This window comes from Phycicoccus sp. Root563 (assembly GCF_001427915.1).
In the GTDB taxonomy this organism is placed as follows: domain Bacteria; phylum Actinomycetota; class Actinomycetes; order Actinomycetales; family Dermatophilaceae; genus Pedococcus.
In genome coordinates this window covers 2,161,088-2,182,532 of the sequence record NZ_LMGM01000001.1, presented here as the reverse complement: position 1 = coordinate 2,182,532, position 21,445 = coordinate 2,161,088, and the positions used below count along the sequence as shown (strand labels likewise).

The 21,445-nt window shown below is 72.2% G+C and carries 30 protein-coding genes; 20 read left to right on the top strand and 10 right to left on the bottom strand.

The genetic code is table 11. The features are described 5' to 3' along the window. Positions 1-13: 13 nt before the first annotated feature. Together ASD62_RS10395 and ASD62_RS10390 are read right to left on the bottom strand one after the other, a co-directional pair. On the bottom strand, positions 14-502 hold the full coding sequence (locus tag ASD62_RS10395; RefSeq protein WP_056915901.1) for a hypothetical protein: 489 nt from the start codon (positions 500-502) through the stop codon (positions 14-16). Then, on the bottom strand, positions 490-1,068 hold the full coding sequence (locus ASD62_RS10390; RefSeq protein ID WP_235530678.1) for an RNA polymerase sigma factor: 579 nt from the start codon (positions 1,066-1,068) through the stop codon (positions 490-492). Before ASD62_RS10390 ends, ASD62_RS10395 begins: the two co-directional genes overlap by 13 nt. 188 nt (positions 1,069-1,256) lie before the next feature. Between ASD62_RS10390 and ASD62_RS10385 the strand changes: the two genes are divergently transcribed. The 9 genes from ASD62_RS10385 (at position 1,257) to ASD62_RS20920 (ending at position 4,669) form a co-directional block, all read left to right on the top strand. Continuing rightward, on the top strand, positions 1,257-1,718 hold the full coding sequence (locus ASD62_RS10385; RefSeq protein ID WP_056915900.1) for an Asp23/Gls24 family envelope stress response protein: 462 nt from the start codon (positions 1,257-1,259) through the stop codon (positions 1,716-1,718). Beyond that, positions 1,715-2,011 carry an Asp23/Gls24 family envelope stress response protein gene (locus ASD62_RS10380; protein WP_056915899.1) on the top strand — a complete coding sequence of 99 codons (297 nt, stop codon included), beginning with the start codon at positions 1,715-1,717 and terminating at the stop codon, positions 2,009-2,011. Before ASD62_RS10385 ends, ASD62_RS10380 begins: the two co-directional genes overlap by 4 nt. Next, positions 2,011-2,304 carry a hypothetical protein gene (locus ASD62_RS10375; protein ID WP_056915898.1) on the top strand — a complete coding sequence of 98 codons (294 nt, stop codon included), beginning with the start codon at positions 2,011-2,013 and terminating at the stop codon, positions 2,302-2,304. Before ASD62_RS10380 ends, ASD62_RS10375 begins: the two co-directional genes overlap by 1 nt. 95 nt (positions 2,305-2,399) lie before the next feature. After that, positions 2,400-2,579: a hypothetical protein gene (locus tag ASD62_RS10370; protein WP_056915897.1), complete on the top strand. Its 180-nt coding sequence runs from the start codon at positions 2,400-2,402 to the stop codon at positions 2,577-2,579. Then, positions 2,572-2,988 (top strand): Asp23/Gls24 family envelope stress response protein, encoded by a 417-nt coding sequence (locus ASD62_RS10365; RefSeq protein WP_162246873.1) that lies wholly within the window; start codon positions 2,572-2,574, stop codon positions 2,986-2,988. The genes ASD62_RS10370 and ASD62_RS10365 overlap by 8 nt, the downstream gene beginning before the upstream one ends. Further along, complete coding sequence (locus ASD62_RS10360) at positions 2,985-3,593, top strand: DUF6286 domain-containing protein (protein ID WP_056915895.1); 609 nt, start codon at positions 2,985-2,987, stop codon at positions 3,591-3,593. Before ASD62_RS10365 ends, ASD62_RS10360 begins: the two co-directional genes overlap by 4 nt. Next, positions 3,590-4,156 (top strand): hypothetical protein, encoded by a 567-nt coding sequence (locus tag ASD62_RS10355; RefSeq protein WP_056915894.1) that lies wholly within the window; start codon positions 3,590-3,592, stop codon positions 4,154-4,156. The genes ASD62_RS10360 and ASD62_RS10355 overlap by 4 nt, the downstream gene beginning before the upstream one ends. 80 nt (positions 4,157-4,236) lie before the next feature. Next, positions 4,237-4,410: a CsbD family protein gene (locus ASD62_RS19770; protein WP_082553430.1), complete on the top strand. Its 174-nt coding sequence runs from the start codon at positions 4,237-4,239 to the stop codon at positions 4,408-4,410. Between the two features lie 133 nt (positions 4,411-4,543). Next, positions 4,544-4,669, top strand: a complete 126-nt coding sequence (locus ASD62_RS20920) for a hypothetical protein (protein WP_255353309.1) — start codon at positions 4,544-4,546, stop codon at positions 4,667-4,669. Positions 4,670-4,684: 15 nt separating this feature from the next. Here ASD62_RS20920 and ASD62_RS10350 read toward each other — a convergent pair whose 3' ends face one another. Together ASD62_RS10350 and ASD62_RS10345 are read right to left on the bottom strand one after the other, a co-directional pair. Next, positions 4,685-5,140, bottom strand: a complete 456-nt coding sequence (locus ASD62_RS10350) for a VOC family protein (protein WP_056915893.1) — start codon at positions 5,138-5,140, stop codon at positions 4,685-4,687. Between the two features lie 25 nt (positions 5,141-5,165). Further along, the gene (locus tag ASD62_RS10345) at positions 5,166-6,146 is read right to left on the bottom strand and encodes a YafY family protein (RefSeq protein WP_056915892.1); all 981 of its coding nucleotides are present in this window, start codon (positions 6,144-6,146) and stop codon (positions 5,166-5,168) included. Positions 6,147-6,242: 96 nt separating this feature from the next. Here ASD62_RS10345 and ASD62_RS10340 point away from each other — a divergent pair, with 96 nt between their 5' ends. Next, positions 6,243-7,784 carry an MFS transporter gene (locus ASD62_RS10340; RefSeq protein ID WP_082580990.1) on the top strand — a complete coding sequence of 514 codons (1,542 nt, stop codon included), beginning with the start codon at positions 6,243-6,245 and terminating at the stop codon, positions 7,782-7,784. Between the two features lie 19 nt (positions 7,785-7,803). Here ASD62_RS10340 and ASD62_RS10335 read toward each other — a convergent pair whose 3' ends face one another. Beyond that, a complete protein-coding gene (locus ASD62_RS10335) occupies positions 7,804-8,175 on the bottom strand; it encodes a CrcB family protein (RefSeq protein ID WP_056915891.1) in 372 nt (123 codons plus the stop codon). After that, positions 8,172-8,585, bottom strand: coding sequence for a fluoride efflux transporter CrcB (gene crcB / locus ASD62_RS10330; RefSeq protein WP_162246874.1), 414 nt, complete (start codon positions 8,583-8,585; stop codon positions 8,172-8,174). Before crcB ends, ASD62_RS10335 begins: the two co-directional genes overlap by 4 nt. Before the next feature lie 38 nt (positions 8,586-8,623). Here crcB and ASD62_RS10325 point away from each other — a divergent pair, with 38 nt between their 5' ends. Both ASD62_RS10325 and ASD62_RS10320 read left to right on the top strand, forming a co-directional pair. After that, positions 8,624-9,076, top strand: coding sequence for a YbaB/EbfC family nucleoid-associated protein (locus tag ASD62_RS10325; RefSeq protein WP_056920220.1), 453 nt, complete (start codon positions 8,624-8,626; stop codon positions 9,074-9,076). After that, the gene (locus ASD62_RS10320; RefSeq protein WP_056915888.1) at positions 9,073-9,501 is read left to right on the top strand and encodes a hypothetical protein; all 429 of its coding nucleotides are present in this window, start codon (positions 9,073-9,075) and stop codon (positions 9,499-9,501) included. Before ASD62_RS10325 ends, ASD62_RS10320 begins: the two co-directional genes overlap by 4 nt. Before the next feature lie 6 nt (positions 9,502-9,507). Here the strand turns inward: ASD62_RS10320 and ASD62_RS10315 are convergent, their stop codons facing one another. After that, positions 9,508-9,897, bottom strand: coding sequence for a hypothetical protein (locus ASD62_RS10315; protein WP_056915887.1), 390 nt, complete (start codon positions 9,895-9,897; stop codon positions 9,508-9,510). A 116-nt stretch (positions 9,898-10,013) separates the two neighbouring features. On the opposite strand from ASD62_RS10315, the gene ASD62_RS10310 reads away from it, so the two are divergent. Both ASD62_RS10310 and ASD62_RS10305 read left to right on the top strand, forming a co-directional pair. Beyond that, entirely contained in the window at positions 10,014-10,310 is a 297-nt protein-coding gene (locus ASD62_RS10310) for a hypothetical protein (RefSeq protein WP_056915886.1), read from the top strand. Continuing rightward, a complete protein-coding gene (locus tag ASD62_RS10305) occupies positions 10,307-11,320 on the top strand; it encodes a hypothetical protein (protein ID WP_056915885.1) in 1,014 nt (337 codons plus the stop codon). Before ASD62_RS10310 ends, ASD62_RS10305 begins: the two co-directional genes overlap by 4 nt. 6 nt (positions 11,321-11,326) lie before the next feature. Here ASD62_RS10305 and ASD62_RS10300 read toward each other — a convergent pair whose 3' ends face one another. Beyond that, positions 11,327-12,556, bottom strand: coding sequence for a pyridoxal phosphate-dependent aminotransferase (locus tag ASD62_RS10300; protein WP_056915884.1), 1,230 nt, complete (start codon positions 12,554-12,556; stop codon positions 11,327-11,329). 49 nt (positions 12,557-12,605) lie between these two features. Here ASD62_RS10300 and ASD62_RS20915 point away from each other — a divergent pair, with 49 nt between their 5' ends. Next, positions 12,606-12,767: a KUP/HAK/KT family potassium transporter gene (locus tag ASD62_RS20915; protein WP_255354141.1), complete on the top strand. Its 162-nt coding sequence runs from the start codon at positions 12,606-12,608 to the stop codon at positions 12,765-12,767. Positions 12,768-12,769: 2 nt separating this feature from the next. Continuing rightward, positions 12,770-14,503: a potassium transporter Kup gene (locus tag ASD62_RS10295; protein WP_255354140.1), complete on the top strand. Its 1,734-nt coding sequence runs from the start codon at positions 12,770-12,772 to the stop codon at positions 14,501-14,503. A 5-nt stretch (positions 14,504-14,508) separates the two neighbouring features. On the opposite strand, the gene ASD62_RS10290 is transcribed toward ASD62_RS10295, so the two are convergent. Beyond that, positions 14,509-15,132, bottom strand: a complete 624-nt coding sequence (locus ASD62_RS10290) for a hypothetical protein (protein WP_056915883.1) — start codon at positions 15,130-15,132, stop codon at positions 14,509-14,511. A gap of 92 nt (positions 15,133-15,224) precedes the next feature. Here ASD62_RS10290 and ASD62_RS10285 point away from each other — a divergent pair, with 92 nt between their 5' ends. From ASD62_RS10285 to ASD62_RS10270, 4 genes are all read left to right on the top strand, one after another. After that, complete coding sequence (locus ASD62_RS10285; protein ID WP_056915882.1) at positions 15,225-15,671, top strand: MarR family winged helix-turn-helix transcriptional regulator; 447 nt, start codon at positions 15,225-15,227, stop codon at positions 15,669-15,671. A 163-nt stretch (positions 15,672-15,834) separates the two neighbouring features. Beyond that, positions 15,835-16,413, top strand: a complete 579-nt coding sequence (locus tag ASD62_RS10280) for a MarR family winged helix-turn-helix transcriptional regulator (protein ID WP_056915881.1) — start codon at positions 15,835-15,837, stop codon at positions 16,411-16,413. Then, complete coding sequence (locus tag ASD62_RS10275; protein WP_235530677.1) at positions 16,413-18,689, top strand: MDR family MFS transporter; 2,277 nt, start codon at positions 16,413-16,415, stop codon at positions 18,687-18,689. The genes ASD62_RS10280 and ASD62_RS10275 overlap by 1 nt, the downstream gene beginning before the upstream one ends. Positions 18,690-18,847: 158 nt before the next feature. Continuing rightward, positions 18,848-19,678, top strand: coding sequence for an NAD(P)-dependent oxidoreductase (locus tag ASD62_RS10270; protein WP_056915880.1), 831 nt, complete (start codon positions 18,848-18,850; stop codon positions 19,676-19,678). 90 nt (positions 19,679-19,768) lie between these two features. Here ASD62_RS10270 and ASD62_RS10265 read toward each other — a convergent pair whose 3' ends face one another. Next, positions 19,769-21,406: an ABC-F family ATP-binding cassette domain-containing protein gene (locus ASD62_RS10265; protein WP_056915879.1), complete on the bottom strand. Its 1,638-nt coding sequence runs from the start codon at positions 21,404-21,406 to the stop codon at positions 19,769-19,771. Positions 21,407-21,445 lie beyond the last annotated feature (39 nt).

Genomic DNA, 21,445 nt, shown 5'->3' with positions numbered 1-21,445 from the left:
TGTCAGGTCGGCGTCAGAGCCGGGGGTCGCCGGGCGTGACGTCGTCGACGGCGATGTCCACCGACGCCGTGCGCTGCTCGAACGCCGGTGGTCCGAGGACCTCCTCGAGGGCTGCCAGCACGGCACGGCGGGCCTCGTCGGCGGCCTGGCGCAGGTCGGTGCCGTAGGCGGCGACGAGGGAGACGGTGGCGCCGGTGCACTCGTGGCCGTCGAGCAGCAGGGAGATCCGGCTGGGGGCGCACGACTCGACCGAGTCCAGGGCGCGGCGCAGGGTCGAGATGACGACCTGGTCGCTGATCGAGAGCCGGTCGGCACCGTCCGGCACGGGGAAGGTCGCGTCCACGGGCCAGGACCGGCGGGTCGCGGCACGCACGGCTGCCAGCACCCGCTGGCTGGCCTGGTCCCATCCGGGGTCGTGCGCCTCGCGCAGCGCACGGATGGACCGGTCGAGCATCGCGGAACCTGGGGAGAGGTCTTCGGGCTCGGGCGTCATCTCCTCCACCTTGCCATCCTCTCGCTCAGGTTGCGACGGGCTCGGAACAGGTGACCGCGCACGGCGTCGGGGGTCATCCCCTGGGCTGCGGCGACCTCGGCCTGGCTCATCCCCTCGATCTCGACGAGGATCCAGCACGCGCGTTGACGATAGGGCAGCTCGCGCAGCGCGCGGTCGAGTGCGTCGACGAGCTCCTGGTGGGTCGCCTCGGCGAACGGGTCGCCACCCCCGGTCGGGATGGCGTCCATCAGCGCGTCGTCGATGGGGACGGCGCGGGCCCGGCGGTTCCGGTCGGCGACCTTGTGGGCGACGATCGAGAACAGCCAGGTCTTGAGCGAGGAGCGGGCGTCGAAACGGTCCAGCGCCTTCCAGGCGGCGACGAACGCCTCCTGCACGACGTCCTGGGCGTCGCCCGGGTCGCCCGTGGTGCGGGCGGCATACCGGTAGAGCGAGGGTCCGTAGCGGTGGACGATCACCTCGAACGACTCACGGTCGCCGAGGGCGGCGGCGCGGGCGAGAGCGGCATCGCCGGTGCGGTCCGAGGGCGCAGCCACGGCCTGCCCCCTGTCTCCCACGTCGACGATCCTCACACGGCTCACCGCACTCGGCATCGTGGGCGCGGGCGGCCCCGGTCCGGGCCACGCCCACCCCTGAGCAGCCGGCCGGGAGCTGTGAGGCAGGTCACAGGGGAGGAGGCGTGCGGTTTGCGGCCCTCGCCGCGACTACACCTACGACAGACACGAACGACCGAAAGGAACGTCCCATGGCAGACAGCCAGACCGCCCAGACCTCCTCCGCTGTGACCAAGCCCACGGAGTCCGCCCTCACCACCTCCCAGGGCAAGACGGTCATCGCCGATGTCGTCGTCTCGAAGATCGCCGGCATTGCGACCCGTGAGGTCGCCGGTGTCCACGACCTCGGCGGCGGCGCGGCCCGCGCGGTCGGTGCCCTCCGTGAGCGCATCCCCGGCAGCCGCACCAACCAGTCGCAGGGTGTCGGGGTCGAGGTCGGCGAGAAGCAGGCCGCGATCGACATCGACCTCGTCGCGCAGTACGGCGTCGGCATCGCCGACCTCGCCGGCGCGATCCGCCGCAACGTCATCGCCGCCGTGGAGCGCATGACCGGGCTCGAGGTGACCGAGGTCAACATCACCGTCCACGACGTCTACCTCGAGGACGACGCGACGTCCGCGGACGAGGCCGACTCCTCGCCGCGCGTGCAGTGACCGGCGTCGAGGGCGGTCAGCCCGACGAGCGCGACCCGATCGACGACATCGCCGCCGCGGTGCTCGCCGTCCCGGGGGTCAGCGACCTGCACGCCGGCATGTTCGGCGAGGTCGCGACCTACCTCCCCGGTCGCCGCGTCTCCGGCATCCGCCTCCAGCCCGACCTCACCGAGGTGCACCTGACCATCGCGTTCGGCTCACCGGTGCGGGAGACCGCTGACGCGGTCCGCCGCGCCGTGGCCGAGCAGGTCGGTACCCCGGTGCACGTCACGGTCGAGGACGTCGTCCCCTGATGACCCCCGACCGACCCGGGACCGGGGACCGCGAGCAGTGGCGGGCAGCGCGACGACGCGCCGCCCGGCTGCACCACCCGGACCTGGGCGGCAGCACCGAGGCGTTCGTTGATGCGCTGAGTGCTGTCGACGAGGCGTTCGGCCTGCTGCAGGGGGAGACCGGCCGCCTCGGCACCCCGGTGGGCGCGGTGCAGGTGCGCCGCACCCGCCGGGGTCGTCTCGAGCTCTGGCGGCGCCGGGGGCGCCGTCACCTCCTGCTCCGACGGCGCCGCAGCCACCGCCGGGTCCGCTGAACCCGACCGCCCCTCCACCGGGCACGACCGCCCACCCCCACCCACCCCGTATGCCGTGTCGGCCCCGCCGACGCACCACCACCTAGGAGTGCACCATGACCACCTCCACCGTCGGCCTCCTCGCCGGCCTGCTGCTCGGCATCGCCGCTGCCGCGGGCGGCTTCACCGGCTTCCTCATCGCCCTGGTCCTCGGGATCGTCGGGTACCTCCTGGGCGGCCAGCGTGACGGCGAGCTCGACCTCAGCGGCCTGTTCCGCGGTCGCGGCCGTGGCTGACCCGAGCACCGCTGCGGTTCGCGAGAGGACGCCGGACACCTCCGTGGCAGCGGTGGACGACCCTGCGACGCGCGGCGCGCTGGTCCTGCGCGATGCCGTGGTCCAGCACGTCTGCGAGCGTGCGGCGCTCGGCGTACCGGGCGTCCTGCGCCACTCCAGCGGTCTCGACGTCGTGACGCACCGCGACTACCCACGGGTCGACGCGGACCGCGCCGGTGACCGGGTACGCGCCAGCCTCGAGCTGGCGGTGACCTGGCCGACACCGTTGGCGGCCACCGCCGACGCGGTGCGCGAGGCGGTCGGTTCCGCCCTCGTGGACCTGCTCGGCCTGACCGTCGACGCGGTCGACGTGACCATCAGCCAGATCCTCCCCGCCTCGGCGGGGAGACCTCCGAGGAGGGTCGAATGAGCAGTCCGATCAGTCAGGGCTGGACCAGCGCCGAGTCCTCGGCGACCACCGGGCCACAGCAGGTGGAGCCGCGCGCACCGCTGCAACCTGCAGGCGCGCCTCCAGCGGCTGGCATCGCCGTGCTCCTCGCCGTGCTGCTGCTCGCGCTCGCCGCGGTGCTGGGCCGCGACACGCTCGTCATCGCCGGGGCCGTCACCGGTCGCCCCTGGACCACGGCGGCGCTCGGTGCCGTCGACGGGTTGCAGCCGCAGGCGTGGATGGTCCCGGTCGGGGTCGTCGTCGCGCTGGTCGGACTGTGGCTGGTCGTCGCGGCCCTGAGGCCGAGGCCGAGGCGCGACGTCGAGCTCGGCACCAGCGGGGCCATCTGGGTCGACCGGTCGGACACGGCCCGCCTCGCGCAGACGGCCGCGCTGACCGCCGACGGCGTCCTCGACGCCCGGGCCTCCACCAGCCGCAGAGGCGTGCGGGTCCGCGTGACCACGACGGCACAGGACACGTCCCCGGTCGTCGCCGACGTCCGCTCGCAGGTCGAGCGTGCCCTCTCCGAGCTCTCACCGACTCCGTCCCTGTCCATCAAGACGTCGACCACCGGAGGTGCCTCATGACCCGCCTCGCCGCCGCGGTCGACCGCGTCGTGGTCCTGGTCGTCGGGCTCGTGCTCGTGGTGGTCGGCGTCGCGGGCATCGCGTGGCAGCTCGACCTCGTCGCCCAGCTGCCCACGAAGCTCGATGCCGCGTGGGCGACCGATCTCCCGGAGCAGGGGTGGTGGCCCTGGGCGCTCGGCGCGGCGGCAGTGCTGCTGGCCCTGGTCGCCCTGCGCTGGATCGGTGCCCACGCCCCGTCGCGCAAGCTCGCCACGCACCCCCTCGCCGGGTCCGGTCCCGAGGGACGGCTGCGCATCGACCTCGATGCGCTCGCGTCCGCCACGGCGGACCGGCTCGCCGAGGCTCCCTCGGTCCGCTCCGCCAAGGGCGCCGCCCTGGGCGGCAGGGCGTCGGGCGCCGTCGAGGTGACGGCCACCGTCGACTCCCGTGCCGACCTCGGGCACGTCCGCACGGCCATCGCCGAGGTCGGGGCCGAGCTGGCCCGAGCCACCGACGGGACCGTCCCGGCCCGCTACCGCGTCAGGGTCGCCCGACCGGAACGGACCGCACGCCGACTCCGTTGACGCGGACCAGGCAACCCGCACCACCCAGACTCCTGACCCGAATCCCGCGGCCAGGACCAACGAAGAGAGAGGGACCCCTCATGGGAATCGCAGACAAGGCCAAGAACGCCGCCCAGGACCTCACCGGCAAGGCCAAGGAGGCCATCGGCGACGCCACCAACAACGAGCGCCTCGAGGCCGAGGGCCAGGCCGACCAGGCCGAGGCCAAGGTCAAGAAGACCGGCGAGGACGTCAAGGACGTCTTCAAGGGCTGACTGCTCGATCAACGGCCTGCCGACGTCACGGACGGCGGCAGGCCGTTGTCATGCCACCTGTCATGCCACGACTGTCATGCCACCTGTCATGCAACGAACTGTCATGCCACCCACGTACCTCGAAAGGACCTCCATGAGCCGCCCCAAGCGCAACCTGTTCACCGTCCTCGGCTGGATCGTCTGGAAGCTGCTCGCCGTCGTCGGCCTGCCGCTGGCCAGGAAGAAGATCCGCGAGCGCCGGTCCGCACCCCGGCACTGAGCCGGGTGAGGCGAGTCAGCTGATGCAGAACTCGTTGCCCTCGGGGTCGTGCAGCGTCACCGCGAAGTAGTCGGCACCCTCGGGGGCGTTGACGCGGGCGATGCTCGCCCCGAGGGCGACCAGCCGCTCGACCTCCGCCTCGAGGCTCGCGCGCCGCTCGGCATACGGCATCGCGTCGCGACCCGGCGTGTGACGCACGTCGATGTGGAGCCGGTTCTTCACGGTCTTGCCCTCGGGCACCTCCTGGAACCAGATGCGCGGGAGGACGCCCTCGGGATCGAGGATCGCGCCGCTGCCGTTCTCGGCGCCGACGAGGTCCTCCTGCGGGATCCCCGCCGCGAGCCAGTACTCCAACCAGCTCGACCACCCCTGTGGTGCGGGCTCGGGCACGTAACCCAGTGCGGCGCACCAGAACTCGACCACTCGCCCGGTGTCCGCACAGTCCACCGTCAGCTGCCACGTCTTCGTCATGGTCCGAGTGTGTCAGCGAGGGGTGTCAGCGACGGCTGCCAGCGGTCGCCGAGGTGAACCGTTCCCCCCACCGCGCGAGGAGCTCGTGCACCTCCGGGGAGGCCTCCTCGATCGTGAACGGTGCCTCGAGCACCCCGAGACCGAACGCCGCCCACCTCGCCTGCCGCCCGTCCATCTCGACCCGGCAGGAGTGTGCGTCCACGGCGGTCACCGTGGCCCATCGGGAGATCTGCTCCTCGACGGCCCCCTTCGGCGCGTGGACCAGGACGCGGAGCGAGTTGCCGATCTCGTTGCGGGACAGCCCCTTCCGCACGTATGCCGCCGCGTCACCACCGGGGACCTCACGGGCGCGGAACCGGGCGCGGGTCCCGGATGGTTCGCTGAGGCGGTCGAGCCGGAACGACCGCCAGTCCTGCCGGTCGAGGTCGTAGGCCAGCAGGTACCACCGCCGACCCACCGTGACGAGGCGGTGCGGTTCGACGTGCCGCCGGACGGGTTCGCCCGCACCCACGCCACCACGCGCCTGGTAGGTGAACCGGACCCGCTCGGCGTCGCGGGTGGCCTGCGCCACCGTCGCGAGCACGTCGGCGTGGACGGTCGGAGCCTCGGCGAAGGGCGAGTCGTCGGTGACGGCCCGCAACGCCTCGGCGCGGCGACGCAGCTTCGGCGGCAGCACCTGGACGACCTTCGACAGGGCGCTGACGGAGGCCTCGGCCAGCGGGCCGGCGGTGAGCTGCGCGGCCCCGTTGAGGGCCACGACCATGGCGATGGCCTCGTCCTCCTCGACGGTGAGCGGCGGCATCGTCGCCCCGGCGCCGAGCTGGTACCCACCCTCGATGCCGCGGACGGAGTCGACGGGATACCCCAGCTCGCGGAGTCGTTCGACGTCGCGGCGCAGCGTGCGCTCGGAGACCTCGAGCCGGCCGGCGAGGTCCGGTCCGGCCCAGAAGCGGTGCGTCTGCAGCAGCGACAGCAGTCGCAGGGTGCGGGAGCTGGTGTTGGCCATGGATCCAGCATGGCCCACAAAGCGGTCAGGAAGTGGCCGGAAGTCTCCCTAGCGTGGTGGTCGAAGACCTCGACCACGACCGTCAAGGAGACGACCATGACCGCGACAGCCACCACCCGGCCGGAGCCCACCGAGCTCGACCCGCCGGCCCTCGAGGGCGTCATCGCCCGCAGCGCGCTTCCCGTGGGCCGGGCCCGCACCATCGCCCTGCTCAGCCTGTTCCTGGCCTCGACGATGGAGCTGCTCGACAACACCATCGTCAACGTCGCCCTCCCGACGATCGAGAGCGGGCTGGGGGCCACTGCCTCCCAGCTCCAGTGGATGGTCGCGGCCTACCCGCTCGCGTTCGCGGTGGGCCTGATCACCGGGAGCAGGCTCGGGGACCTCCTCGGGCGCAAGCGGATGTTCGTCGCGGGCCTGGTGGGGTTCACCGTGCTCTCCGCGGCGTGCGGGCTGGCCCCGACGCCGGAGGCACTCGTCGTGTTCCGGGCGCTGCAGGGCCTCGCCTCCGCGGCGATGATCCCGCAGGTGCTCTCGAGCATCCAGGTGATGTACGCCCCGCACGAGCGCGCGAAGGCCATGGGCCTGTTCACCGGCCTCGCCGGCACCGCGGCCGTCGCCGGACCGGTCGTGGGGGCGCTCCTGACGGAGGCGGACATCCTGGGCATCGGGTGGCGCTCGATCTTCCTCGTCAACGTCCCCGTCGGGGTGTTCGCCGTCGTCGCCGCCCTGCGCTGGGTGCCGGAGTCGGTGGCGGTCACCCGTCCCCGACTCGATGCCCGCGGCGTCGCCCTGCTCGCCGGGTCGCTGCTCGCCGTCCTCTACCCGCTCACCATGGGACGCGAGCTGGGTTGGCCCGCCTGGGTGTATGCCGTGATGGCGGTCGGCGTCGTGGGGCTCGTCGCCTTCGTGTCCGTCCAGCGCCGGTCCGAGTCCAGCGGTCGTGAGCCGCTCGTGGCGCTCAGCCTGTACCGGGGTCGCGCGTTCGCCGCCGGTTCGGGTGTCTACACCTTCATGTTCGCCGCGATGGGGGCCCTGTTCATCGCCCAGACGATCTACTTCCAGGCCGGCCTGGGGTGGTCGGTGCTCAAGGCTGGTCTCGCCGGGCTCCCGTTCGCCCTGACGACCACGGTCACCGCAGGACTCGGTGTTGCCGTCCTCGGACCACGCATCGGGCGCAGGGTGCTCATGCTCGGTGGCGCCACCTGGGCCGTCGGCGCGCTGGTCATGGCAGCCACGGTGCACGGTGCCGACGCGTCGACGTTGACCTGGGCGTTCCTGCCGGGGTTGATGGTGTCGGGAGCAGGGTTCGGCCTGATGGTCGCGCCGGTGGGCGCCTTCACACTGGCCGACGTCCCGGTCGAGCACGCGGGTTCGGCGTCGGGGCTGTTCAGCACCACCGGCCAGCTCGCGAACGCCGCGGGGGTGGCCGTGATCGGCACGGTGTTCTTCTCGGTCGTCGACGCAGGGTCCTCACGGGTCCCGTCGGAGCTGTTCGGCCCGGCGTTCCAGGTGGCCCTGTGCATCGTCGCGGGCCTGATGGTGCTCGCCGGGCTGGCGGCCCGCGCCTTCCCGGCCACCGCCGGGCTCGCGACCGCCCCGGAGCCGACCGACGACGACCACCACCAGCAGGGCTGAGGCGGACGGCTCGGCCGGGTCAGAGCTGCGTGCCGAGGACCCAGCCGAGCCAGACTGCCGCGAGGCCGAGTCCCAGCGACAGGGTGAGGTTCGCGGCGAACGGTCGCCACTCGCGTCGCTCGAGGAGCACCCAGGTCTCGAAGGCCAGCGTCGAGAACGTCGTCAGGGCGCCGCAGAACCCGATGCCCACCAACGGCATCACCCAGGAGGGTGCCGTGGCCCACCCGGCGACCAGGCCCAGGACCAGGGAACCAGCGACGTTGACGACCAGCGTCCCGAGGATGGTGCCGGCGTCGGAGCGGGCGCGGGCCCAACGGTCGACCAGGAAGCGCAGCGGTGCCCCGACGACCGCCCCCGCCGCCACCAGCAGGGCACCGGCGACGCCCGTCACCGGAGGTCACCGAGGACGCGCTGCCCCACCCCCAGCCCGAGGCCGACGGCCACCAGGCCGAGGAGGAACGACGCGAGGACGTAGGCCAGGGCGAGGCCGGGGCGCCCGGCACCTCCCATCGCGTGCACGTCGAGCGCGAAGGAGGAGAACGTGGTCCAGCCCCCGAGGACCCCCACGCCGAGGAAGGGCCGCAGGGCCGGGTGCGGGTCGGTCATCGACAGCACCCACGCGACCAGCAGGCCCATCGCGAACGAGCCGGTGACGTTGACGAGGAACGTCGCCCACGGGAAGTCGCCGGTGACGTGCGGCAGGGCCAGCCCGGCGGCATACCGGCCGAGCGAACCCAGCGCCCCACCCGCGGCGACGACGGCGAGCAGCGTCGGCGTCGGTGCGGTGCGGGCCGGGTTCACGCCGCACAGTCTGGCAAAGCGTGGCTAGGGTGGTGCACGTGACTGAGGGGAACAGCGCACAGGACCGTCGCAGCTCTCGCGACCTCGAGACCTCGCTGAGGCAGATCGACGAGGACATCGCGGGCGCCCACGACCGGGCGGCCAAGGCCGACGCGTGGGTGCACGAGGTCGAACGCATCACCGGGACCGGCACCGCCGAGCGCGGCGGAGTGAGGGTCGAGGTGGACCTGCAGGGCATGGTCACCGGCCTGTCGGTCACCGACGCCGTGGCCGCCCGCGGCGGACAGACGGTGGCGTATGCCGTGCTGTCGGCCACCGCGCAGGCCCAGGACGAGGTGCGTCGCAAGGCGGCCGAGAGCAGTGCTGCCACATGGGGCGCCGACTCCGCAGCCACCCGGCACTTCGCCGAGGAGGTCGCGGCCGACAACGTCACCGCACACCCGGACGCACCCCCGGCAGGTCCCCGCGACACCCGAGGGGGCACCTGGTGAGCACCGGACCCGAGATCTCGCGCTGGGTTCCCGGCGACCCGCCCCCCACCCCGATGCAGCTCGACGCCCTGGCCGCGCGGACCCGCACGGCGCTCGCCTGGCGCGAGTCGTTGACCGCTCTCTCGGGCGAGGGCGAGCACGAGGGCGTGGCTGCCGTGGTTGCCTCCAGCGGTGCGCTGACGGACCTCAAGGTCCCGGACCGCTCGGCCAGGGACGGTGGCGAGGAGGTCTCCCGTCGCGTGCTGGAGGCGATCGGCGCGGCGCAGCGAGACCTCGCCGAGCAGATCCGGGCCTCGGCTCGCGAGGCCTTCGGTGAGGACTCCGACGACGCCGCCACCGTGTCGGCCTCGCTGGAGACGCGGTTCCCCGGCACGGCGAGGGTGCTGCCCCCGGACGAGGGCACGCACGTCACCTGGGGCCGCTGACCGGCCTCAGGACCACCCGCCGGCGACCAGCAGGACCGCCTGCTGCAGGCCGCGCAGGACACCCAGCGTCAGGGCCACGGCGACGAACGCCCAGGCGGCCCAGCGCCACGCCAGGTCGCTGGGCTCGCGTCGCTCTGGGGCACGGAAGACCGACCACCAGCGGTTCTCGGCGAGCGGGCCGTAGCGGCCGTCCTCACGCGGGGTGAACGGCGCCCACCAGTCACCGAGCCGTCGGGCGCGCACCGCCTCCTTGGCGACGCGCACCGGGAAGAGCCAGAACAGCCACGCCAGGACGGCGACGAGCAGGACCGCCACGACGAGCAGGAAGAGCCGGGCGAGCCAGACGAAGAGCGTGACACCCGAGTCGTCGGTGGCGAAGGGGGCCAAAGCGGTCATGTCGCTCACCCTAGCCATGACGGGCCCGGGGAGCGCTCCCCATGGCGAACCGGGCGGGAGACGCCCTAGCATCGTGCCGTCCACAGGGGGAATCAGGTCAAAGGGGGCGCTTGTCCATGCGTATCGATCTCGAGGCCGACGGCGTCCGCGCCCACGCCTCATCCGTGGAGTCCTTGCGCTCCCGCACCAGCCAGGCGAGCTCGGCGGTCTCGACCACGATGTCGGCCGAGGCGTTCGGCCTGATGAACGTCGCGCTGGCGGGGATCGCCGCCGTCGTCGCCACAGCCGGGCGGATGGCCATCGAGGGCCTGGCGTCCGACCTCGGCGAGACCGGCACCAACCTGCGCCAGCTCGCCACCAACGCCGAGACGACCGACGGCAACGTCGACGCCCGCATGCGGGGCTACCGGTGAGCGGCCTCGTCGCCACTCCCGGCGAACGGTCCTGGCACTCCGGCGCGGGGCTGCTCGACTCGGGCATGACCCTGTGCGAGTCGATCAACGGCGACTCGTGGGTGGACCAGGCCCTGTCGGCCGGCGCCGTCGGCGTCGACATCTACGCCACCGTCTCCGACCCGCTCGGCAGCCTGTTCGCTGCCGGCATCGGATGGGTCATCGACCACCTGAACCCCATCAAGGACTGGTTCGACGAGCTGACGGGCAACCCCGAGGAGGTCGCCGCCTTCTCCGAGACCTGGAGCAACGTCCGCAACGAGCTCGACCGCATCAAGGCCGACTACGCCCGGCATGCCGAGGCCCAGATGGGGCACATGCAGGGCGAGGCCCTGGAGTCCTACCGCAAGCACGTCAAGGACATGACCGACAAGTACGGCCTGGTGAGCAACGGGGCGCACGCCATCTCGTACGGGTTCGTCGGCGCGGCCGGCCTCGTCCAGCTGGTCCACGGGCTGGTGCGTGACGCCCTCGCCCAGATCGTCGGGGCGCTGTGCAGCTACGTCGCCGAGCTCGTCATCACCCTCGGTGCGGCCACCCCGCTCGTCATCCACCAGGCGACCAGCCGCGTCTCCGCCCTCGTCGCGGAGATCGGGCCCAAGCTCAAGGGCCTGAAGAGCTCGGTCCACTCGCTCGACGAGCTGACCAGCGGACTCAAGGACATCCTCAACGACATCCCGCGCTTCCTCGGCGACCGCTACTCCGTGCCGAACCACCCCGAGCTCAAGTGGGGCGACATCCCCTCACGGAACCTCAAGTGGGCCGAGCGGATCAAGGCGATGCCCGGCGGTGAGGGCCTGACGCTGGGTGAGCGGATTCGGCTCATCAACATGCAGGACGAGTACAAGCACCTGCTCGGCACCGGTCAGGACGCCTGGGAGGGCCTGGTCAAGGAGGCGCTGGCGTCCTCGGCGCCGAACAACGTCAACGACGCGATCCGCAGGATCCGGGAGCTCGCCGGCAACCTCTGAGACCCCTCAGGCGCGCCGGGTCTCGAGGAACTCCGCGATCCGGCCGATCGCCTCGGTGAGCACCTCCACGTCGGGGAGGGTGACGAGGCGGAAGTGGTCCGGCTCGAACCAGTTGAAGCCGGTGCCGTGGGTGACGAGGATCTTCTTCTCCCGCAGCAGCTCGATGACGAACTGCTGGTCGTCCTCGATGGCGTAGACCTCGGGGTCGAGCCGGGGGAAGCAGTAGAGGGCGCCGTGCGGCTCGACGCAGGAGACGCCGGGGATCTCGTTGAGCAGGCGCCAGGCCGTCTTGCTCTGCTCGTAGAACCGGCCGCCGGGGTGGATGTACTCCTCGATCGACTGGTAGCCGCCCAGGGCGGTCTGGATCGCGTGCTGGCCGGGGACGTTGGCGCACATGCGCATGTTGGCCAGCAGGGTCAGGCCCTCGAGGAAGTCGGCGGCCATCGCCTTCGGCCCGGAGACCATGACCCAGCCGGCGCGGAAGCCGCACACCCGGTAGGCCTTGGACAGCCCGCTGAAGGTGAGGCAGAGGACGTCGTCGCCGGCATGTGTCGCGGTGTGGTGGTGCACCGGCTGGTGGTTGGCGTCGGCGAACAGGATCTTCTCGTAGATCTCGTCGGACAGCAGGACGAGGTCGTGGCGGCGGGCGATGTCGACCAGCCCGCGCACGACGTCCTCGCCGTAGACGGCGCCGGTCGGGTTGTTCGGGTTGATGACGACCAGGGCGTGGGTGTTCGGCGTGATCTTCGACTCGATGTCCTCGAGGTCGGGGTTCCAGCCGTTCGACTCGTCGCAGCGGTAGTGGACGGGTGTCCCGCCGGCCAGCGTGACCGCGCCGGTCCACAGGGGGTAGTCGGGCGCGGGGACGAGGATCTCGTTGCCGTCGTCGACGAACGCGGTGAGCACCATGGAGATCAGCTCGGACACGCCGTTGCCGATGAAGACGTCGTCGACGTGCGTGTCGGTGAGGCCGCGTGACTGGTAGTAGTGCGCCACCGCCGTCCGGGCCGAGTAGATGCCGCGGGAGTCGCTGTAGCCCTGGGAGTTCGGCAGGTGGTGGACCATGTCCTGCAGCACGGCCTCCGGCGCCTCGAACCCGAACGGAGCCGGGTTGCCGATGTTCAGCTTGAGGATCTTGTGCCCCTCGGCCTCGAGGCGCTGGGCCTCGACGAGGATCGGCCCGCGGACGTCGTAGCGGACCTGGTGGAGCTTGCGGGACTGGGTGATTCGGCGCACGCGACCAGTCTTCCAGTTCCCACCACGCGGCGTGCGAGGATCATCGCTCGTGAGCAACGACGAGTTCGGCAGGCGCAAGGGCTGGGTGCCGTTGGCCCTCGGCGCCCTGGGCGTGGTCTTCGGCGACATCGGCACCAGCCCTCTCTACGCGGTGCAGACCGTGTTCTCGATCGACCACAACGCCGTGGAGACCACCCCAGGCGACGTCTAGGGGTGATCTCCCTCGTCTTCTGGTCGATCACGCTCGTCGTCAGCGTCAAGTACGTCGTGTTCATCCTGCGCGCCGACAACGACGGCGAGGGCGGCGTCATGGCGCTCGCCGCCCTGGCCCGTCAGTCGGTGCGGCCCGGGGGACGCAGGTTCGGCCTGGTCATGGTGCTCGGCGTGCTCGGCGCGTCCCTCTTCTACGGCGACAGCGTCATCACCCCGGCCATCTCGGTGATGTCGGCGATCGAGGGCCTCGCGGTGCCGGCTCCCGGCCTCGGCCACCTCGTGGTCCCGCTGGGCGCGGTCATCATCACCGGGCTGTTCGTGGTCCAGCGGTTCGGGACCCAGCTCGTCGGACGGTTCTTCGGGCCCGTGATGGTGCTCTGGTTCGCCGTCCTCGGGGTGCTCGGCATCGGTCAGGTGGCGCGTGACCCTGCGATCCTGCGCGGCCTGTCGCCCTCCTACGCCCTGCTCTTCGTGGTGGACCGGCCGTTCGTCGCCTTCGTGGCGATGGGTGCGGTCGTGCTCTCCATCACCGGTGCCGAGGCCCTGTATGCCGACATGGGTCACTTCGGCCGCTCACCGATCCGCCGGGCGTGGTTCTTCGTCGTCTTCCCCTGCCTCACCCTCAACTACCTCGGCCAGGGAGCCCTCCTGCTCGAGGAGCCGACGTCGGCACGCAGTCCGTTCTTCCTCATGGCCCCGGACTGGGCGCAGATCCCGCTCGTGGTCCTGGCCACGCTGGCGACCGTGATCGCCTCGCAGGCCGTCATCTCCGGTGCGTACTCGGTGTCCCGCCAGGCCGAACGCCTCGGCTTCCTCCCGCGCCTGACGGTCCGTCACACCTCGAAGGTCGAGCGGGGCCAGATCTACGTCCCGGCAGTGAACTGGACCCTCTTCGTCGGCGTCCTCATCCTGCTCGTGACCTTCCAGTCCTCGGCGAGGCTCGCCACGGCATACGGGCTGGCGGTGACCGGGACGTTCCTCATCACGACGACCCTCTTCCTGCTCCTCGCCGAGTCGGCGTGGGGCTGGAGCCGCGGCCGGCTGCTCCTGCTGGGCATCCCCCTGGCGGTGCTCGAGCTGACCTACTTCGCCGCCAACCTCACCAAGGTCGTCCACGGCGGCTGGTTGCCGATCCTCGTCGCCGTGGTCGTCGCGACGGTCATGCTCACCTGGCAGCGCGGGCGCACGCTCGTCACCCAGCGCAGGGTGGAGATGGAGGGGCCGTTGGCGCCCTTCGTGGAGTGGCTGGGCACGGACCCGGTGACCCAGGTGCCCGGCAGCGCGGTCTTCCTGCACGTCGACAAGGACACGACCCCGCTCGCCCTGCGGGAGAACGCGACGGTGAACCACGTGCTGCACGAGCACGTCCTCATCCTGACCACCCGCTCGGCCAACGTCCCGGTCGTCGCCGAGGCCGACCGGTTCGAGGTCGACCCGCTCGGCGACCCGTACGACGCCATCGACCACCTCACGGTGAGCTTCGGCTTCCAGGAGGACCAGGACGTGCCGCAGGCCATGGCCCGCGCCCGGGACCTGGGCCTGATCGACATCGACCCCGCCGAGGCCTACTACTTCCTGTCCCGGATCAGCATCCAGCGCGGCCAGGGCCGTGAGATGCGGACCTGGCGCAAGCGGCTGTTCGTCGGCCTCGCGCACAACGCGGCGTCCCCGACCGAGTACTTCCACCTCCCCGAGGACCGCACCGTGGCGATGGGCGCTGCCGTCGTCCTCTGAGGGCCCTACCCGGCCAGGACCTCGACGGTGGTCACGACCGAGGTGACCCCGGGCGCGCGCGGCGTGGACGAGAAGCCGAACCGGCAGGGCGGGTCGACCGGGGCCAGCTCGCCCAGGTCGGTGCCGCGCCACAACCCGGTCAGCGAGGTGACGCGGTGCAGGTCGAGCGCGCCGTACCACTCACGTCGTCCGGACCGTGCCTGTCCGCGGGTGCTCACGCCGCGCAGGAGGGTGCGGGCCACGGGGTCGGCGGCAGTGGCGAAGGCGGTGCTCGAGGCCACGGGCGTCGGTAGGGCGCGCAGCGCCCACCCGAGGGGCGCGCGCCTCCCGACGGTGAAGGAGAGCCGCAGCTCGCCGGCCGTCACCGCCCAGCCCTCGCCCATGCCTCCCGCAACGGGGGAGACGTCGACCCCGGTGACCACCACCTCGTCGAACACGTAGGTGTCGGACACGAACTCCGCGACGGCGGTGTCCGGGGCGAGGAGCACGCGGTGGCCGTCCGGCTGCTCGAGCATGACGTCCGCGAACGCCCCCATCGGGGACCGGTCCCAGCGGCCCACGACGACCCGGACCCCGGAGGTGCTGCCCACCCCCGCGATCCGACCGTGGAACCGCTGACGTCCGTGCACGGACCCACCCTGACACGGGCTCGAGGCCCCTGCGCCGCGGCTACGGCCCGGAAGGGCTCCCCGCGGGAGGCTCTCACCCCTAGGCTTCGGCCATGTCACCCCGGACCCCCCTCGGCGAGCTCGAGGTCGAGCTCACGAGGCTGCTGCGCCGGGCCCGCAGCTCCCAGCAGCGGACCGCCTCCCAGGTCCACCCGGACCTGGACGCCTCCGGGTATGCCGTGCTCGTCACCGTCCGCGACCTGGCCGAGGCCGGCGGGGGCGCGCGGGGCGGCGACATCTCCGACGTCCTCGGGCTGCACAAGTCGACGATGAGCCGCAACCTCGCGGTGCTCGAGGAGCTCGGCCTGATCGAGCGCATCCCGGACCCGCTGGACGCCCGGGCCCGTCAGGTCCGCCTCACGGCGGAGGGCTCGCGGGCCCTCGAGGAGTCGTTCGAGGGGCGCAGGGAACGGCTGCGCCAGCAGCTCACCACCTGGGAGACGCAGGACATCGCCGAGCTCGCGCGCCTCCTGCGCCTGCTCAACGACACCGCCGTCTGAGCCGGCCACCTGTCCCGGCTGCCTTCGGCCGGCCACCCGTCCCCGCCGTCCCCGCAGCACGGGCGGCTTCGGCGCGCCCTCCCGGCGAGGACCTCATCGGAATCAAGTTGCATAGCGCAACCATGTAGATATACAGTTGTGTTCTGCAACCAAAGGAGTTGTCGTGGCCTCCACCCTCGCGCCCAAGCCTGTCGGGACATCCGGGCCCGACCACCCCGATGAGGTCATCGCCGCCCTCGCCAGCCTGATCCGCGCCAGCCGCGCCGTCGCCCGCCAGCGACACGACCAGCTCGGCGCGTCGGGCACACCGTTGGCCGTCCTCAAGGCCCTCGCTCACGCCGAGGACGAGCAGGCCCGCCCCGGCGACCTCGCGGTCGCCGCCGGTGTCGCCCCCTCGGTCGTCAGCCGCGTGCTGCCCAGGCTCGAGGAGGACGGGCTCGTCACGCGACGTCGCGACGAGGCCGACGCCCGCTCGTGCCACATCATCCTCACCCCCGAGGGCCGCGAGCAGCTGGCCGCGATCCAGCGGGAGTATGCCGAGCTCCTCGGTGGCGCCCTGGTCGACGTCCCCCCGGAGGAGGTCCGCCGGATGCCGCAGACCCTCGGCCACCTCGAGCGGGCGCTCCTGCGCGCCGCCGACCAAGGCGGGCCGCGCCATACCGGGCTCGCTCCCAGCCTGCGGCCCACGCACGCCACCACTCCCCTCCAGCCCACCCCCGAGAACCGCCAGGAAAGCCACTGATGTCAGCAACCACCGTCTCCGCACCGCCCGCGCCCGCCGCGACCGTGCACCCCGCCGCCGACGAGATGAGCCACAAGCAGATCCTCGAGGCGATGACCGGCCTCCTCGCCGGTCTGTTCACCGCGCTGCTCAGCAGCACCATCGTCTCCACGGCCCTCCCGACGATCATCGGTGACCTCAACGGCACCCAGCACCAGTACACGTGGGTCATCACCGCCTCGCTGCTCGCGACGACGGTGAGCACCCCCATCTGGGGCAAGTTCTCCGACCTGTTCAGCAAGAAGCTGCTGGTCCAGCTGTCCCTCGTCATCTTCGTCATCGGCTCGATCGGGGCCGGCCTGTCGCAGAGCGTCGGGTTCCTCATCGCCTGCCGCGTCGTGCAGGGCCTCGGCATGGGAGGGCTCACCGCCCTGACCCAGTCGATCATGGGCGCGATCATCGCCCCGCGACAGCGCGGTCGGTACTCCGGCTACATGGGCGCCGTCATGGCCGTCTCCACCGTCAGCGGCCCGCTGCTCGGCGGTGTCATCGTCGACAGCTCGCTCGGCTGGCGCTGGACGTTCTTCGTCTGCATCCCGCTCGCCGTCATCGCCCTGTTCATCCTCCAGGCGACGCTGCACGTGCCCACCATCAAGCGGAACCCGAAGATCGACTACCTCGGAGCGGTCCTCATCGCCATCACCGCGTCGCTGCCGCTGCTGTGGATCACCTTCGCGGGCAACGACTTCCCGTGGTGGTCGCTCCAGACCGCGTACTTCCTCGTCGGCACCGCCGTCGCCCTTGCGCTCACCCTCGTGGTGGAGAGCCGGGCCAAGGAGCCGATGGTCCCGCTCAAGGTCCTCAAGAACCGCACCGCGGGGCTCGTCGTCCTGGCCAGCGCTGCCGTGGGCATCGCGATGTTCGGTGGCACGACCTTCCTCACGCAGTACTTCCAGATCTCGCGCGGCTACACCCCGACCAAGGCCGGCCTGCTCACCATCCCGCTGATGGCGGCGCTGCTCGTGTCCTCGACGGGCGCCGGACAGATCATCAGCCGGACGGGTCGCTGGAAGAAGTTCATCGTCGGCGGCTCGTTCTTCCTCGTGGCCGGCCTCGCCTGGCTCGGGACGATCGACCACCTCACCCCGATGTGGCACATCGGCCTGGCGATGGCCCTCATGGGCTTCGGGCTCGGCGCCATGATGCAGAACCTCGTCCTGGCCGTCCAGAACACCGTCGACGTCCGCGACGTCGGTGCCGCCTCCGCCACGATCGCCTTCTTCCGCACCCTCGGTGGCGCGGTCGGCGTCTCGGCCCTCGGCGCGGTGCTGGCCACGCAGGTGACCGGCGACATCCGCGACGGGCTCGCCAAGCTCGGTCCCCAGGCCGCCGCGGCCGGCGGCTCCAGCAGCGGGACCCTGAACCTCAAGGAGATGCCCGCGCCCGTCGCCCAGATCGTCCGTGCGGCGTACGGCGACGCGACCGGTCACATCTTCCTCATCGCCGCCGTGGTCTCGGTCGTGGCCCTGGTCGCGGTGCTGTTCATCAAGGAGGTGCCGCTGCGCACCACCGTGTCCATGGGTGACGAGGCGGCTGTCGCTGCCACGACCGGTACCGGGGCCCCGGCCCTCACCGAGGCGCTCGAGGCCGACACCGAGACCGACGCCGATGCCCTCGTCGACACCGACGCGGACACCGAGGCGGGCCGCGTGGTCGACGCCGAGTCGGACCGTGGGGACGTGGCCGACCGCGGGGTCGAGGCGGACCGCGGGGTCGAGGGGGCCCCGCGGTCGGGGACGACGCGGGTCGACCGGCACGGTGACCCCGTCTCGGCCGACCGCCGCACCGAAGTCCGGGCCGAGCGTGCGCTCGCCTCCGAGCTGCCGTCCGACTCGCACGAGCTCACCGCGCTTGCGGCGCTCGACGTCCTCACCAGCGCCCAGGACGAGGTCCGCGGCCGGGTCGACGCCGGTGACGAGGCCATCACCGCCGCCCGTGACCTGCTCCTCGGTCTCGGCCGGGACGTGGACGCGGCCCTGGGCCAGTTCCACACCGGGCTGGAGTCCGTGATCCGGCAGCTCGAGGCCCCGGCAGCCGGACGCCACTCGCAGCAGCGGGCCGCGGACGTCCTGCACGACCTGGAGTTCACCCTCCTGCGCAGCACGCAGGCGGCCGCCGACCGGGTCGTCGCAGCGGCGCACGCCGAGGCCGAGGCCATCGTCGCCCGGGCACGGCTCGAGGCGGAGCGCACCAGCGAGCTCGCGAACGGTCTCGCGGCGCGCGCCGACCGCTCCTAGCCGGCGGCGCCGCCCCAGCTCGGCGGCTCGGTGAGCACGAACTGTCGGTATCCCGCCCGGATGCCGACAGTTCGCGCTCACTCAGGTGGCCCCCGCGTGACGAGACCCACTCGTCCCGCGGGTTCCTTCGCTACCAGCGGGTAACTAGTCTTCGGGCCATGACGAAGGTGTTGAGCGGGACCACGATCATCATGTCCGGCGGCAGTCGGGGCATCGGCCTCGCGATCGCGATCCGGGCCGCCCAGGCGGGCGCCAACATCGCCATCATCGCCAAGACCGACCAGCCCGACCCGCGCCTCGCGGGCACGATCCACACCGCCGCCGCCGCGATCGAGAAGGCGGGTGGGCAGGCGCTGCCGATCGTGGGCGACATCCGCGACGACGAGACCATCGCTGCCGCGGTCGAGAAGACCGCGGCACAGTTCGGCGGGATCGACGTGGTCGTCAACAACGCCAGCGTCCTCAACCTCAGCCCGACCGCCGACCTCGACCCCAAGCGGTACGACCTCATGCAGGACGTCAACGTGCGCGGGACGTTCATGCTGACCAAGGCGGCGATCCCGCACCTGCTCGCCTCGCCCGACCCCAAGGTGCTGACCCTCAGCCCGCCCATCAACCTCGAGCCGCGCTGGCTCGCCGGTCACCCCGGGTACACGATGGCGAAGTACGGGATGACGCTGGCAGCACTGGGGTTCGCCCACGAGCTCGGCCGCAAGGGTGTCTCGTCGACCTGCCTGTGGCCGGCGACGCTGGTCGCCACCGACGCGATCGGCAACCTGCCCGGCGGGGACCAGATGGTCAAGATGGCCCGCCGTCCCGAGATCGTGGCCGACGCGGCCTACGAGATCCTTCGCACCCCCGGCCAGGGACTCAACGGCCAGACGATCATCGACGAGGACCTGTTGCGCTCGCGCGGCGTGGCCGACTTCGCGCCCTACTCGATGACGGGCAAGGACGAGGGGCTCGCGCCCGACCTCTTCATCGGCTAGGTCGCCCCGGGTCCGTCGGCAGCCGGTCCGTCGGTCCGTCGGTCCGTCGGTCCGTCGGTCCGGTCTCGCCCACTCCCTCTGCTCGGCGTCTCAGAGCTCGGTGAGGCGGCCGTCCTCGACGTGCCAGCGGCGGGTGGCGTTCACGTCGGCGAGCATCCGCCGGTCGTGGGTCACGAGCAGCACGGTGCCGCCGAAGGAGTCCAGGGCCTGCTCGAGCTGCTCGATCGCGGGCAGGTCGAGGTGGTTGGTCGGCTCGTCGAGGACGAGCAGGTTGACCTCGCGGGCCTGGAGCAGGGCGAGAGCCGCGCGGGTGCGTTCGCCCGGTGACAACGACTCCGCCGCGCGGTGCACGTGCTCCGCTCCGAGGCCGAACTTCGCGAGGAGCGTGCGGACCTCTGCATCCGGCCAGTCCGCCAGCGCCTCGCCGAAGGCACGGGCCAGGGTCTGCGGTCCGTGGAAGAGCGCCCGCGCCTGGTCCACCTCGCCGAGCCGCACCGAGGAACCGAGCCCGGCCGAGCCCTCGTCGACGGCGATGGTGCCGAGCAGCACGCCGAGGAGGGTGGTCTTGCCCGAACCGTTGGCGCCCGTGATGACGACCCGGTCGGCCCAGTCGACCTGGACGTCGACCGGCCCGAGGGTGAAGGCGCCGCGGCGCACCACGGCCCGCGAGGCGCTGGCGACGACCGACCCCGACCGCGGCGCCGCGGCGATGGTCATCCGCAGCTCCCACTCCTTGCGGGGCTCCTCGACGACCTCGAGCCGCTCGAGCATCCGGTCGGTCTGCTTCGCCTTGGCCGCCTGCTTCTCGGCGGAGTCCACCTTGAACGCCGTGACGAACTTGTCGTTGTCCGCCTTCTTGCGCCGGGCGTTCTTGACGCCGACGGTGGCCCAGTCGCGCTGCATCCGAGCCCGCTGCTCCAGCCCGCTGCGGGTGTCGGCGTACTCCTCGTAGGCCTCGCGTGCGTGCCGCCGGGCCACCTCGCGCTCGGCGAGGTAGCTGTCGTACCCGCCCTCGTACACCGCGACCTGCTGCTGGGCCAGGTCGAGCTCGACGACCCGGGTCACGGTGCGGGCGAGGAACTCCCGGTCGTGGCTGATGATGACGGCGGGGCTGCGCAGGCCGCTGACGAACTGTTCGAGCCGCTCCAGCCCGTCGAGGTCGAGGTCGTTCGTGGGTTCGTCGAGCAGCAGCACGTCGTAGCGCGACAGCAGCAGGGCGGCGAGGCCCGCGCGGGCCGCCTGGCCGCCGGAGAGCGCGGTCATCGCAGTGGTGAGGTCGACACCCAGCCCGAGGGAGGCAGCGGTGACGGCACTGCGTTCGTCGAGGTCGGCGCCGCCGAGGGCGAGCCACGACTCGAGCGCGGCGGAGTAGCGGTCGTCGGCGCCCGGCGCCGCATCGGCGAGGGCCTCGGCCGCGGCGTTCATCGCGGCCTCGGCGGCCGCCACCCCGGTGCGGCGTCCGATGAACCCCGCGACGGTCTCCCCGTCCCGCCGCTCGGGCTCCTGGGGCAGGTGGCCGACGCTGGCGCCGGCAGGCGTCAGGGTGACCGTGCCGTCCTCGGGTTCGGCCTCGCCCGCGAGCAGGCGCAGGAGGGTCGACTTGCCGGCCCCGTTCGCACCGACGAGCCCGACGACGTCGCCGGGGCCGATGACGAGGTCGAGGTCGGAGAAGAGGGCGCGGGCGCCGTGTCCGGCGGCGAGGCCAGAGGCCTTGAGAGTGGTGCTCATGTCGCCCGCGACGCTACCCGCTCGTGACCGCTCGTCGAC

What these genes read in the sequence shown, in the direction of transcription:
- ASD62_RS10385 (WP_056915900.1), top strand. Translation starts at nt 1,257, where the DNA reads ATGGCAGACAGCCAGACCGCCCAGACCTCCTCCGCTGTGACCAAGCCC.
- ASD62_RS10375 (WP_056915898.1), top strand. Translation starts at nt 2,011, where the DNA reads ATGACCCCCGACCGACCCGGGACCGGGGACCGCGAGCAGTGGCGGGCA.
- ASD62_RS10370 (WP_056915897.1), top strand. Translation starts at nt 2,400, where the DNA reads ATGACCACCTCCACCGTCGGCCTCCTCGCCGGCCTGCTGCTCGGCATC.
- ASD62_RS10360 (WP_056915895.1), top strand. Translation starts at nt 2,985, where the DNA reads ATGAGCAGTCCGATCAGTCAGGGCTGGACCAGCGCCGAGTCCTCGGCG.
- ASD62_RS10355 (WP_056915894.1), top strand. Translation starts at nt 3,590, where the DNA reads ATGACCCGCCTCGCCGCCGCGGTCGACCGCGTCGTGGTCCTGGTCGTC.
- ASD62_RS19770 (WP_082553430.1), top strand. Translation starts at nt 4,237, where the DNA reads ATGGGAATCGCAGACAAGGCCAAGAACGCCGCCCAGGACCTCACCGGC.
- ASD62_RS20920 (WP_255353309.1), top strand. Translation starts at nt 4,544, where the DNA reads ATGAGCCGCCCCAAGCGCAACCTGTTCACCGTCCTCGGCTGGATCGTC.
- ASD62_RS10350 (WP_056915893.1), bottom strand. Translation starts at nt 5,140, where the DNA reads ATGACGAAGACGTGGCAGCTGACGGTGGACTGTGCGGACACCGGGCGA.
- ASD62_RS10345 (WP_056915892.1), bottom strand. Translation starts at nt 6,146, where the DNA reads ATGGCCAACACCAGCTCCCGCACCCTGCGACTGCTGTCGCTGCTGCAG.
- ASD62_RS10340 (WP_082580990.1), top strand. Translation starts at nt 6,243, where the DNA reads ATGACCGCGACAGCCACCACCCGGCCGGAGCCCACCGAGCTCGACCCG.
- ASD62_RS10315 (WP_056915887.1), bottom strand. Translation starts at nt 9,897, where the DNA reads ATGACCGCTTTGGCCCCCTTCGCCACCGACGACTCGGGTGTCACGCTC.
- ASD62_RS10310 (WP_056915886.1), top strand. Translation starts at nt 10,014, where the DNA reads ATGCGTATCGATCTCGAGGCCGACGGCGTCCGCGCCCACGCCTCATCC.
- ASD62_RS10285 (WP_056915882.1), top strand. Translation starts at nt 15,225, where the DNA reads ATGTCACCCCGGACCCCCCTCGGCGAGCTCGAGGTCGAGCTCACGAGG.
- ASD62_RS10275 (WP_235530677.1), top strand. Translation starts at nt 16,413, where the DNA reads ATGTCAGCAACCACCGTCTCCGCACCGCCCGCGCCCGCCGCGACCGTG.
- ASD62_RS10270 (WP_056915880.1), top strand. Translation starts at nt 18,848, where the DNA reads ATGACGAAGGTGTTGAGCGGGACCACGATCATCATGTCCGGCGGCAGT.
- ASD62_RS10265 (WP_056915879.1), bottom strand. Translation starts at nt 21,406, where the DNA reads ATGAGCACCACTCTCAAGGCCTCTGGCCTCGCCGCCGGACACGGCGCC.